This is a genomic window from Chryseobacterium sp. sg2396, assembly GCF_042610505.1.
Taxonomy (GTDB): Bacteria; Bacteroidota; Bacteroidia; order Flavobacteriales; family Weeksellaceae; genus Chryseobacterium.
The window spans coordinates 152,077-165,128 of record NZ_JBHGAQ010000002.1; the positions used below are offsets into that span (position 1 = coordinate 152,077).

Annotated in this window: 11 protein-coding genes; 6 read left to right on the forward strand and 5 right to left on the reverse strand. The window is 41.7% G+C overall.

The genetic code is table 11. The features are described 5' to 3' along the window. Position 1: 1 nt before the first annotated feature. Genes ACED20_RS02440 through ACED20_RS02460 form a run of 5 tightly spaced genes read left to right on the forward strand, consistent with a single transcriptional unit; the run spans position 2 to position 5,820 of the window. Positions 2 to 3,613 (forward strand): response regulator, encoded by a 3,612-nt coding sequence (locus ACED20_RS02440; RefSeq protein WP_378103380.1) that lies wholly within the window; start codon positions 2 to 4, stop codon positions 3,611 to 3,613. A gap of 15 nt (positions 3,614 to 3,628) precedes the next feature. Then, a complete protein-coding gene (locus tag ACED20_RS02445; RefSeq protein ID WP_378103381.1) occupies positions 3,629 to 3,994 on the forward strand; it encodes a response regulator in 366 nt (121 codons plus the stop codon). Further along, on the forward strand, positions 3,995 to 4,825 hold the full coding sequence (locus ACED20_RS02450) for a protein-glutamate O-methyltransferase CheR (protein WP_294199342.1): 831 nt from the start codon (positions 3,995 to 3,997) through the stop codon (positions 4,823 to 4,825). A 17-nt stretch (positions 4,826 to 4,842) separates the two neighbouring features. Continuing rightward, entirely contained in the window at positions 4,843 to 5,409 is a 567-nt protein-coding gene (locus ACED20_RS02455) for a chemotaxis protein CheB (protein ID WP_294220083.1), read from the forward strand. A 48-nt stretch (positions 5,410 to 5,457) separates the two neighbouring features. Next, positions 5,458 to 5,820, forward strand: a complete 363-nt coding sequence (locus ACED20_RS02460; protein WP_294198989.1) for a response regulator — start codon at positions 5,458 to 5,460, stop codon at positions 5,818 to 5,820. 76 nt (positions 5,821 to 5,896) lie between these two features. On the opposite strand, the gene ACED20_RS02465 is transcribed toward ACED20_RS02460, so the two are convergent. Next, positions 5,897 to 6,235: a hypothetical protein gene (locus ACED20_RS02465; protein ID WP_294237748.1), complete on the reverse strand. Its 339-nt coding sequence runs from the start codon at positions 6,233 to 6,235 to the stop codon at positions 5,897 to 5,899. A 262-nt stretch (positions 6,236 to 6,497) separates the two neighbouring features. On the opposite strand from ACED20_RS02465, the gene ACED20_RS02470 reads away from it, so the two are divergent. Further along, positions 6,498 to 7,724 carry a PQQ-dependent sugar dehydrogenase gene (locus tag ACED20_RS02470; protein ID WP_378103382.1) on the forward strand — a complete coding sequence of 409 codons (1,227 nt, stop codon included), beginning with the start codon at positions 6,498 to 6,500 and terminating at the stop codon, positions 7,722 to 7,724. A gap of 102 nt (positions 7,725 to 7,826) precedes the next feature. Here ACED20_RS02470 and ACED20_RS02475 read toward each other — a convergent pair whose 3' ends face one another. From ACED20_RS02475 to ACED20_RS02490, 4 genes are all read right to left on the reverse strand, one after another. Next, positions 7,827 to 8,729 carry an AraC family transcriptional regulator gene (locus ACED20_RS02475; protein WP_294237756.1) on the reverse strand — a complete coding sequence of 301 codons (903 nt, stop codon included), beginning with the start codon at positions 8,727 to 8,729 and terminating at the stop codon, positions 7,827 to 7,829. Positions 8,730 to 8,743: 14 nt separating this feature from the next. Then, positions 8,744 to 9,751, reverse strand: a complete 1,008-nt coding sequence (locus ACED20_RS02480; protein ID WP_294237760.1) for an aldo/keto reductase — start codon at positions 9,749 to 9,751, stop codon at positions 8,744 to 8,746. Between the two features lie 177 nt (positions 9,752 to 9,928). Beyond that, a complete protein-coding gene (locus ACED20_RS02485) occupies positions 9,929 to 12,091 on the reverse strand; it encodes an outer membrane beta-barrel protein (RefSeq protein ID WP_294237763.1) in 2,163 nt (720 codons plus the stop codon). 160 nt (positions 12,092 to 12,251) lie between these two features. Beyond that, a complete protein-coding gene (locus ACED20_RS02490) occupies positions 12,252 to 13,049 on the reverse strand; it encodes a DUF4249 domain-containing protein (RefSeq protein WP_294220426.1) in 798 nt (265 codons plus the stop codon). Between the last annotated feature and the right edge of the window lie 3 nt (positions 13,050 to 13,052).

Sequence of the window (13,052 nt, forward strand, 5' to 3'; positions counted from 1 at the left end):
CATGCCGAAAAAAATCATACGAAATCTTCAGTTTGGAGTAGGTTTTTCCCTTATTATCTTAATGGCGAGCTCCGTAGCATCTTATTTCAGCATTCAGAACCAGATGAACCATCGGGAAAGTGTCGGGAAAAGCAGAAGGGCGGTCACCGCTGTAAAGGATGTCATGCTGTCCCTTCTGGATGCCGAAACCGGTAACAGAGGCTATCAGCTTACGGGCCAGGAAAGTTTCCTCGAGCCCTTCAACCGCAGTCTTGCGGAATATTCAAAAACCTTTCAGTATGCCAGAAGCCTGGAAATTACGGATCCTCATCAGAAAAAACTTCTGGACGAGCTGGAGAAAAATGTAGAGCATAATCTGGCAAGTCTAAAACTTTTTGTGCAGAACCGCAGGAAAGGAATGATGATGACGAAAGAGCAGATCCAGGAAAGTAAAGCGTATATGGACAGAAGCAGACAGATTGTGAAGGAATTTTCGCAGTACGAAGAAAACCAGCTGGCCATAAAAAACAGGGATCTTAACCGTTCGTCGAACACGACGGTAATGTTCATTATATTTTCTGCCATTGCAGCCATTATAGTGACTACCATATTCTATCTTAAGCTAAGGTCTGATCTTATCCGTAGGGAAAAGCTGGAAAATATGCTCAAGGCGAAAGACCTTGAAATCACCAGAAGGGTAAGTGCTATCCAGAAGATTGCGAACCGTGTAGCCAATGGAGATTACAGCCAGAAAGTGGTAGATAATGCCGAAGACGATCTAGGAGATCTGGTGGAATCGCTAAACCATATGACGGAATCCCTGAAATTTTCTTTTGATACCATTAATAAAAGTGACTGGCGACAAAAAGGCCTTGCCATCCTGAATGAATCGCTGGTGGGAAATAAAACGGTAAAAGAAGTGGCTACAGCCGCATTACATCAGCTTATCGATTACGGAAAATGCATCAACGGTTCCGTCTATATGTATGACGACGGCCTGTTGAGACTGATTACCGCATTCGGACTGGAAAACAATATGAAAAAAGCTTTTGAGCCGGGAGAAGGAATGATCGGCCAGGCTTTCATCAGTGAAAAAACACAGGTTTACAACAACCTGCATGAAGATGATTTTGTGGTAACATTTGCCAGCAGTACCATCCAGATCTACGGAATTATGCTGATCCCGATTTTTGCAGACGGAGGTATTATCGGTGTAATGGAGCTGGGTTCAACGTCTAATTATGAGCAGGACAGAATCGATTATTTCGTCGATTGCAGCAGGAATATAGGAATTGCCCTGAGTGCAGCCAGAGGCCGTGAAAAAGAACAGCAGTTGCTGGAAGAAACGCAGGCCCAGTCTGAAGAGCTGCAGGTACAGCATTCTGAGCTGGAAAACTTAAATACAGAACTTGAAGCGCAGACGCAGAAATTACAGGCTTCCGAAGAGGAACTTAAAGTACAGCAGGAAGAGTTGATGCAGGCAAATGCGGAACTGGAAGAACGTTCAAGGCTGCTGGAGGAGAAAAACCACCTGATTGCCGAACGAAATAATGAGATTCAGAAGAAGGTAGAGGAATTGGCGTTAAGTACCAAATACAAATCGGAATTCCTGGCCAATATGTCCCATGAATTAAGAACGCCGCTGAATTCCATTCTTCTCCTTTCCAGGCTGATGGCGGAAAATCCGGACGAAAACCTGAATGAAGACCAGGTCGAATCGGCAAAAGTGATCCAGAGTTCCGGAAGCAGTCTTTTAACCCTGATCGATGAAATTCTTGATCTGGCCAAAATTGAATCCGGAAAAATGACCCTTGAATATCAGGATGTGGTTATTGAAGATGTTGTGAAAGATCTGAAGAGCCTATTCAACCCGGTATTTCAGGAAAAGAGACTTGAGTTTAATATTGATATTGAAGCGGATGTTCAGAAAAATATCCAGACCGATCGGTTAAGAGTAGATCAGGTTTTAAGAAACTTATTATCGAATGCCCTTAAATTTACTAAAATAGGAAGCATCGATTTGAATATTAAGAAAGATCCGGTAAAAAAAGACTTTATTGTTTTTTCTGTAAAAGATACGGGAATCGGAATCGCGGAAGATAAACAGAAAATTATTTTTGAAGCCTTTCAGCAGGCAGACGGCTCTACCAAAAGAAAATTTGGAGGGACAGGGCTTGGGTTGTCTATCAGCCGCGAAATTGCAAGGCTGCTCGGAGGCGAGCTTATATTAAAGAGCAAAGTGGATGAGGGAAGCGAATTCAGTCTCATTATTCCGGTAAAAGAAGCTACGGAAATCAAGCCGGCAGAAAATGATCAGAACCTGGTAAAGACCATCCGGGAAGATGTGGAGGAAATTCAGCATATTCTGGATGAAGGGGAAGAGGAAGTGAAAAAAGAAGTCAATACCCTGGCGATTCCGGAAAATGTAGATGATGACCGTAACCAGATTAAAAAAGACGATAAGGTCATTCTTATTATCGAAGACGATACGAATTTTGCAAAAGCCCTGCTGAAATATGCCCATTTGCAGAATTATAAGGCGGTGATTGAAGTAAGGGGAGACCGTGGTCTTGAAGCTGCCCTGCAGTTTAAGCCTCATGCCATTTTGCTGGACGTTCAGCTTCCGGTAAAAGACGGATGGCAGGTCATGGACGATTTAAAATCAAACCCGGATACCAAGCATATTCCTGTTCATATGATGTCTTCATTGCACGTGAAAAAGGAAAGTCTGATGAAAGGGGCAATTGATTTTATCAGCAAACCGGTAGCACTGGATCAGATGACGGAAGTATTCAGAAAAATTGAGGAAGCCCTGAAAAAAGGACCACAGAAAGTTTTGATCGTTGAAGAAAATGCGAAACATGCCAGTGCATTATCCTATTTCTTAAGCAATTTCAATATTTCGCTTTCCGTGGAAAATAATGTGGAAGACAGTGTAAAAGCCCTGACTTCCGACCGTGTAGATTGTGTAATCCTGGACATCGGAGCTTCAAAAGGGGATGAATACGAGATCGTAGAATCCATTAAAAGTTATGACGGACTGGAAAACCTGCCGATCATTATTTTTACCGAAAGAAACCTGTCTAAATCCGAAGAGCTGAAAATAAAGCAATATGCTGATTCCATCGTGGTTAAAACGGCACATTCTTACCAGAGGATCCTGGATGAGGTAGGCCTGTTTTTACATCTGGTGGAAGAAAAGAATAATTCTATCGAAACCGTGCGCAATAAAGCATTAGGATCTCTAACAGAGGTTTTGAGCGGTAAAAAAATACTCATTACCGATGACGATGTCCGTAATATTTTCTCCTTAACGAAATCACTGGAAAAATATAAAGTGGAAGCTGTAGTGGCAATGGATGGAAAACACGCCCTTCAGCAGATCAAAGAAAACCCGGACGTGGATGTTATCCTGATGGATATGATGATGCCGGAACTAGACGGATACGAAACCATAAAGGAAATCAGGAAGATACCGAAATTCGCCCGGCTGCCGATTATTGCCATTACGGCAAAATCCATGATTGGGGATCGTGAAAAATGCATTACTGCTGGAGCTTCGGATTATATATCGAAACCGGTGGATATCGATCAGCTCCTTTCCCTGCTTCGTGTTTGGTTATATGAAAGTTAAACAGCCAGAATTCTGATGAATAAGAAAATTCTCATTGTGGACGATGATCCGCGTAATATATTTGCCATGAAACTCACGCTGAAAGCGCGGGGCTATCAGATTGAAAGCTGTACTATGGCTCAGGAAGCCATATCTGTTTTAGAAAAAGATAATAATTTCCAAGCCGTATTGATGGATATGATGATGCCGGAAATGGATGGCTACCAGGCCATAAAAATCATCAGGGACATGCCGTATTTAAGCCATATTCCCATTATTGCCGTTACAGCTCAGGCCATGCCGGAAGACCGGCAGAAATGCATGGATGCCGGAGCACAGGATTACATCTCCAAGCCAATTGATGTGGATAAACTGATAACAGCCATTGAAAAACTGACCTAGATGCTGGAACCGAGTATTATAAAAGATGACGAAGTAGAACATCTGATTAAGGATGTCTATGATATGTACGGTTACGATTTCTCGGAGTACAGCCGCGCTTCGTTTAAGCGTCGGGTGAACCGTATATGTCTGATCGACCGGTTTACCAGCTTTGCAGAATTAAGATATACCATTCTGAACGATCCCGAATACCTGAAACGTTTTATCGAGGAAATTACGGTAAATGTCACTGAAATGTTCCGGGATCCCCAGTTTTTTAAAGATATACGGGAAAAGATTTTGCCGCAGCTGGGTACGTATCCTCTGATCAGGATCTGGCTGGCAGGATGCTCTACGGGAGAAGAAGCCTATTCCATGGCGATTTTGCTGAAGGAGGCCAATCTTTACCATAAGTCGCTGATATACGGGACCGATCTTAATCCGTCGGTGCTGGAAACCGCAAGGGCAGGAGTTTTTCCGTTGCAGCAGATGAAGCTGTATTCTGAGAACTATATCCAGTCTGGCGGGAAAAAAGATTTTTCCGATTATTATACTGCCAATTATGACAGTGTGAAATTCGATAAAAGCCTTCAGGAAAAGCTGATCCTATCTACCCATAATCTGGTGTCTGACAGCTCTTTTAACAGCTTTCAGCTGATTGTCTGCCGCAACGTCCTTATTTATTTCGACCGTGGCTTACAGGAAAGAGTGTTTCGGCTATTCGACAACAGCCTGGAAAATCTGGGCTTTTTGGCATTAGGTGCAAAAGAAACAATAAGGTTTTCTAAATTGGATAAGAATTATCACCAGGTCGGCGATCAGAAAATCTGGAAAAAGGTAGATCATCAATAAACTTTTACACCATGCAAATGAACAGCACAAATATTGAATTGGTTGTGATAGGAGGCTCTGCAGGAAGCCTGCAGGTTATCCTGGAAATGATAAAAAAACTGGATGATGACCTGCACTTTCCTATTCTGCTTGTGGTACACAGAAAAGCACAGGCAGCCAATATATTGCAGACCCTCCTTCAGCAGTTTTCTTCCGTTGATGTTATTGAAATTGAGGATAAAACCGATATCCAACAAAATAAAATATACATTGCACCGGCAGATTACCACCTGCTGTTTGAAGACAAAAAAATCATGTCGCTGGACAGCTCTGAGAAGATGAATTATTCGCGTCCTTCGATTGATGTCACGTTCAGGTCGGCAGCGGAGATTTACGGTGAAAACCTGGTCGGCATCCTGCTCTCAGGAGCCAATGCGGATGGAGTGGAAGGTCTGTCCTATATCAAAAAAAACGGTGGTAAAGTATGGATCCAGGATCCTGAGACGGCGGAGGTAAATTATATGCCGAAACAGGCGGTGGAAGAAATTGATTATGATTTAATTATTAATTCAGGTAACTTAGCAGATCATATTAATAACCTGTAAAGAAATAAAAAAGAAAATCCCTAACGACATTAAAAATATAAAATTAGTATGAGTAAAAAGAAAATCCTGATTTTCGATGATGATAAAACAATCCTTGAAGTAATTACGATCATCTTTGAAGAAAACGGTTATCATGTGGAAATCTCAGAAACTTCGCACGATATCTTGGAAAAGGTCGCGAGGTATCAACCGGATGTTATCCTGATGGATAACTGGATTCCTAAAATAGGTGGAGTGGAGGCTACCAGGCTTCTGAAAAGTCATGAGGAGTTTAAAAATATCCCTGTGATCTACGTAACGGCCAATAACGACATCGTAGCACTGGCCAAACAGGCACAGGCCGACGATTATGTAGCAAAACCATTCAACCTGGAAGACCTTGAAGACAAAGTAGCGCAATACCTGCAGTAAAGAAGGTAATCTGAAAGATAAAAGTCCCTGCAGATGATGCAGGGACTTTTATTTTATAAATTTTTCTGAATGTAATTCATATAATTCTTCTCAGTGAACTCCAGCCGGATTCAGGATAATTTCTGAGCTTTGTTTTGATTGATTGGATCGTACAGCTTCCGGTATTTATTTCTGTAATTATTGAAGTAAGAAACATTTTGATCTCGGGATCCGATAATATTTTATCTGAAAAGGTAGTTGCTATAATCGGTTTTCTGGAAACCAGGTTTTCTATGAAAGTATATTCATCAGTAAGATCAATCTCCATATTAAACTGCTGCTGAATAATTAAATTTAAATAAGTATTAATTAATTCTTTATTTTCTGATAAGTTTTCCATCTCGTAGGGTGTTTCATGTATTATTGTAATATTCATGCCATTGTTATTTATTACACCTGATCCCATTGGGAAGATCTCCTGTAATTCCTTTTTGGAACCTTTCTGAAGATTTACTTTTTTTGATTTTATACAATATCTTCCGGCAAACCAGGTTAAATATTGTTCATATATAGTTTTATATATTGATTTTTTGAAACCGATTGATTATACTTATCAAAAAGTTGTCCAAAAATGATTTGCGGCAAAAAAATTGTTACATAAAAACTGAAATTATTACCAAATCACCAAAATTTCAGATATGAAAATAACAACGTACAAAATTCTGGTTGCAGCAGCCCTGCTGTTGACCGGCTGCTCAGAGACCATTGAAGATACCGGAAACAACGGACCGGTACTGCCACCGGTAGAAAACAATGCCGCCAATACCAATTATCAGCCTGCATTTCCTGGACAAACCCGGACGAACGGTGTGAGGACTTCTACGGCGTATGTTGGTGAAGTACTTACCTCTTCCTTATCCTCACCCTGGGGAATCACCGGTTTACCCGATGGAAGGCTGCTGGTTACTGAAAAAGCAGGAACTATGAGAATCGTAAGTACTACGGGAACAGTAAGCAGTGCCATTACCGGACTTCCTGCCGTAAATTCGGGAGGGCAGGGTGGATTGCTTGGTGTTTGTGCAGATCCGCAGTTTGCATCCAACAGAATGGTGTACTGGGTATTCTCTGAAAATGTTTCGGGTGGCAACGTAACTTCCGTAGCGAAAGGAAGACTTTCCAATTCAGAAGCTATGATCGAAAATCCGGTCGTAATTTACAGGGCTAACCCATCAGCAAATGTAGGAAATCTGCATTATGGGGGAAGAATCCTGTTCGACAGTACAGGGAATTTATTTGTAAGCACAGGAGAACGTTCGGATCTTTCGACGAGACCTTTGGCACAATCAGTAACAGCAGCTTTGGGAAAGATTCTTAGAATCACTACCAACGGTCAGCCAGCACCGGGGAACCCTTCTTTTACCCAATCGGGTGCTTTGCCGGAACTGTATAGCATCGGGCATAGAAATCCACAGGGGATCGCTATCCATCCGGTAACCGGGGAATTGTGGCAGAGTGAACATGGCCCGAGAGGGGGTGATGAAATCAACAGGGTACAGGCCGGTAAAAATTACGGATGGCCTACCATCACCTACGGTATCGAATACAGTGGGGCCACCATAGGAAACGGCATCCAGCAGCAGTCGGGAATGGAACAGCCTGTCTATTACTGGGATCCTGTGATTTCACCAAGCGGCATTACTTTCTACAAAGGAAACAACATTCCGGAATGGCAGAATAATCTTTTTGTAGCTTCCCTAAGCGGAATGCATATTGCAAGGCTGGTTATCGAAAACAATAAAGTAACCGGTGAAGAAAGGCTTCTTGCTGGTGATAACCAGCGTTTTAGGGATATTACACAGGGACTGGACAATAACCTGTATACCGTAACGGATGGCGGAAAATTATACCGAATCCGTAGGCAATAGTCAGTTTAAACTGTATTAAAGGCTGAAAGTTGGGAAAAAGCGTTCGGAAGTTTTTAAGAATATAACTTCGGACATTCATCATCCTTTTTTCAGCCTTTTAATTTAATTAAACCTGAATTTTGTTCTGAATTCCAGAGGAGCCATATTTGTCTTCTTTCTGAATAAGGTGCTGAAAGATTGTGAGTGCTCAAATCCCAGAGCATAAGCAATTTCACTTACCGAGAGCTGGGTCGCGGACAGTTTTTCTTTCGCTTTGGCAATCAGCTTTTCATGAATATGCTGCTGAGTATTCTTTCCGGTATGGATGCGCAGAAGATCGCTCAGATAATTTGGGGATAGATTCATTGCTTCAGCTGCGTGCTGCACCGTTAAAATTCCCTGCTGACAAATATCTTCTCTGTAATAATCATTAAGATATTGCTCAAACTTTGTAAGAATATCATGATTACCGCTTTTCCTCGTGATAAACTGCCTTTCATAAAAACGGGTTGAATATTTCAACAGCAGATCAATTTGGGAAAGAATAATTTCCTGGGTATGACGGTCGATATGGCTGCATTCCTTATCTATTTTATAAAATATTTCTACCAAGTCGTTTTCTTCGTCCTCCGACAAATGCAGGGCTTCGTTAACGGTATAAGAGAAAAAGCCGTAATCGGAAATTGCCTGGGCAAGCGGATGTTTCAGCAGGAAATCTTCGTGAAAGACAAGGAGATATCCTTTTCCGTGGCAATCCATCGAATAAATGTCAAGATACTGAATCTGGTTCGGAGCAGTAAAGCTCAGCACACCCTTATCGTAATCATAATGCTGCTGCCCGTACCGCATCTTGCCGGTAGCTTCCCTTTTTAAAGCAATACAATAAAACCTGTTGACAAAACCTTTCCAGACGTCGTTTTCAGCAAAGACGGCATCGGATAAATCAATGACGCTTACCAGCGGATGTTTCGGTTCGGGAAGAGAAAGCAGGCGGTGGAAAGCGGAAAGAGACTGAATGGTATTCATGATCTAAATATAAATTAATAATCCAGAAGTCCCATACTGAATTCGTCATACGGTGCCCCTGTATCGGTTCCTAAAGGTACGATACTTTCCAGTTTCAAAATATCATTTTCGCTTAATTCTACTGCAGCAGATGCAATATTCTCTTCAAGGTATTTTCTGCGTTTGGTTCCCGGGATCGGAACAATGCCTTTGCTCATAATCCAGGCCAGAGCAAGCTGGGAAGCGGTAATGGTTTTTTCTTGCGCCATTTTTTCTATGGCTTCCACCAGCTCTATATTCTTTATGAAATATTCGCCTTGGAAACGAGGGATTCCCCTGCGGAAATCATTTTCCGGCAAGTCCTTAACGGTCCTGATGTGTCCCGACAGGAAACCTCTTCCCAACGGTGAGTAAGCTACAAAACCGATTCCCAGTTCGCGCAATGGTTTCAGGACTCCTTTTTCTTCCACAGTTCTTTCAAAAAGGGAAAATTCGCTTTGTACAGCAGTGATGGGATGAATCTGATGGGCCTTTTTCACCGTTTCGGAAGAAACTTCCGACAACCCGATAAATTTTACCTTTCCTTCCTGCACCAGCTCACTCATGGCGCCAACGGTTTCCTCAACCGGCGTATTTTTATCCAGCCGGTGCATGTAATACAGATCGATATAATCGGTCTTTAAGTTTTTCAGGGATCTTTCCACGGCTTTTTTTACATATTCTTTTGTCCCGTTGATGGCCCAGGTAATTTTATTCTGATCATCGATTTCCCAGCCGAATTTTGTAGCAATGATATACCTGTCGCGTTGGTTTCCAACGGCTTTGGCGATCAGCTGCTCGTTTTTCAGCGGGCCGTAAAGATCGGCAGTATCCAGAAAATTTCCCCCCAGTTCAAACGAACGGTGAATAGTGGCAATCGCCTCTTTTTCGTCAGATTTTCCATAAGTATCTGCTTCTTCAAAGCCTGTCATTCCCATACATCCCAATCCGATCATAGGTACTTCAAAACCCTGGTTTCCTAATTTAATGTGTCTTAATTTCATATTTCGATTTTTATAGGAACAAAGTTCCGCAGAAATCATGAAGCGGATGTATGCAAAACAACGGAGTTTGTATGTAAATTACGGATCTGGAAAAATAAAGGGCCCTGAACTTGAATCATGGCCCGTTTGTAACAGATGTACTTGAGTTAGATAAGAAGCTTAATTGATTGATACCAATTATTTCCCGCCACCGCCATTTTTCTCAACATCCGTTTTGGTATTTTCCTTTACCTTTTGGTTTCCGAAACGTTTCACGAATGAAATCGAGAAACCGTACCAGTCCCATTTTGAACTGTTTCTGAAAGTTCCGCTCTGTACATAGGTTGTCGCATCATAATTCGGCCGCTTGAAAATATTCATCAGCTGCAGGCTGACTTCCATCTGGGTTTTTGGGAATATCTTCGTCGCCGAAATATTATGGAAAATATTGGGTTTATTGGTAATGGAATTCCCGTTGTTCTGGTTGGAAACCTCCAGCCACGCGCTCAGGTTGATGTTTTTGTTAAAGAGATTCGTGTATGAAAGATTGGTAGATGCACTCAGGTAATTGACGTAACTGTTGTCTGTTCCTAAGTGGTTTCTGCGGTTGAAATCGCTGTTGTCGATATAGTACCATCCCACCCCGAGATTCACCGTAAATTTATTTTTAAAAAAAGTCTGATTGGTATTGGCAAATACATAATATTTATGCACTTTCCCGAAAAAGTTGGATTCCTGGGAAATTGTTTTGTTTCCTTCGGTAATATAGTCGGTCCAGTAATCCTGATCGGTAAACATATACCTTGCAGAGATAAAATATTTTTTCAGAATTCCGAGCTTCATATATAGCCTGTCGCTTGGGTTCGGGTCCAGGCTGATGTTTCCGCGGGTGTAGAATCCGTCGCTGTTCGGAATCATAAAAGGATTGAATTCCGCATACCATGGGCGCCAGATGTTTTTATTGTAGGTTAGACTCAGGTCATATTTATCCGAAAAAGAATATTTAAGCAGAATATTTGGCAGCAGTTTGCCATAGGAATCCTTCCGGGAAGAACCTGCTACATCCTGACGGATCTTATAATCGATATATTCATACCGAAGCCCGACCCGTGTTTCCAGCTTTTTGAAAAAAGTCTTGCTGTAATTGGCGTAAATTGAGTTGATGTTGTCCTCATAATGGAAAACATCCCGACTGCTGAGTCCGGAGAGCATATTGCCATACAGGCTGTTCGGGATTACATTATTATTAAAATCCATTTTTCCGCCGACTTCAAAATTTCCGCCTGATTTTCCGAGGGGTTGGGTATAATCTACTTTGACGTAATAATTGCGGTTTTCGGTATCGGTAAGCACACCTATTTCCTGGGCCTCAATAAGATTCGGTGTTGTGGCGTTAATCATGTTTTTTAGAAAATAGCTATTGTTTGATTCACCGTAATAATTGCTGCCGAGGTTGATGTCCAGGATCTTATTCTTTTCCTTATCGTACCATTTATAAAAAAGATTGGTTCCGAAATTACGGTTCAGCCCGTCCGAGTTCTGGTTTTGCGTATAAGAATTGTTAAAATCTCCTTTGACGTTTTTGAGACCGTCGGCATCAGATGTTGAAAGTGAATTGCTCTGGTAATATTCCAGAATGACACCTATTGTATTTTTGCTGTTCAGCTCAAATTCCGAGGTGGAAGAAAGGGAAGGGTTTCTGGATCTGGAAATGGTCTTTGAATTTCTGAATGTGGTGGAATTATCCGTATAAAACGTCTGGATACTGGAATTGCTCTGAACGCTGGTGTAGTCGCCGTAACTTCCGATGAGGGTCTGCGTAAAATTTTTCTTATGGTAATTTAAATTCAGGTTGGTGTATTGTGAGTTTTTGGTATTCTGTCTGTTATTGAAAGTGACGCTTCCTTTTATTCCTTCGTCGTCGCGTTTTTTCAACACAATATTGATGACAGATCCGGTAGCTTCGTAACGGGATGATGGACTGGTAATCACTTCTACCTTCATTAAATTGTCGGCAGGAATCGTTTTTAAATATTCTTTCAGTTCTTTTCCGGTAAAAACGGATTTTCTGTCGTTGATATAGACGGTAACGCTTTCGCCTTCTGCTTTAATGGCATCATTATTATCGATGCTCACCAGCGGAGTCATTCTCAGGACGTCCCAGGTCGTATTTCCCGCAAGTATGGAACTGTTGGCCACATTAAATACCGTTCTGTCAACTTTGGATTCTATGGTGGGCTTTCTCACCGTTACGGTGACGCCTTCAATGGCTTTTTCTTTGGATTTCAAGGTGTCCTTCTCCGATTGGGCAAAAGTAAGAATGCCTGCAAAAAAGGCGATAGGTATCGAAATATTTTTCATGTAAATCAGGTTTCTGCCTATAAGACACCCAAAGGGGGGCTATTGTTACATCATGCAGACTGATTTTTTAAAAAAAAGGTATAATACTTTGAATATCATCAGGTATTTATAAATTAAAACCTGCCCGAAAAACTCCGGGCAGGTTCTGGTTGAATTTGATTTATTCGATTACTTTACTCTGCATCTTTACCGTATGTGCAGAAAAGTAACCCAATGCACCGTTGCTGATGTTACTTGGCGGATTTGCAGGCGTTACACCGGAACCGGCACCCCCGTCTAAAATCTGGAGCAGGGCGGAATAATAAGTAAATATATTCTGGTCGATACACTGCATTTGTACATGAATGGTATCTCCTGCTTTTACTTTAATACCGTCTTTATCGTTAGGCATCAGTAGAGGCCTTTGATTGGGCAGGCCGTTATTTACATTATCGGAAAATTCAGCGAAAAACTTTTGAGAGGTATTGTTTACTGAAAATATAAAAAGATAACGGTTACCCAGCATGGCCGGATCCGTAAAAACAGGAAGCAGCGTATAGCTTTTTTCCCCGGCTACCATAAAAGAATCCTGGTCCAGCCCGTCAAAAGATACCGGCTGCGGCATTGTGCTCTGTGCAGAATACTGTTGGCCTTCGGCAGTTACTTTCAGCGTGTATGTTCTTCCCGGTTGTGCTGCAAAATTTGTGGTTTTATAATATCCGCCTCCCATATAAGTCAAAGTCTCGGCTTGCCCGGTATTATCGCTTACGATAACCTGTGCGTTATCGATAGCCGTATAATAGGCATCTGATGTATATGCTACCGACTTGGTGATTTTAACAAGATAGGGTCCGGTATCATCTGTAATATTTCCTTCGATAACGATTTTTCCGCTTTGGTCTTCCAGGTCAAGATCGATATCCTTTTCACATGAGCACAGGCAGAAGAGAGATAATATACTTAAAAAAAGGTTTTTCATCGG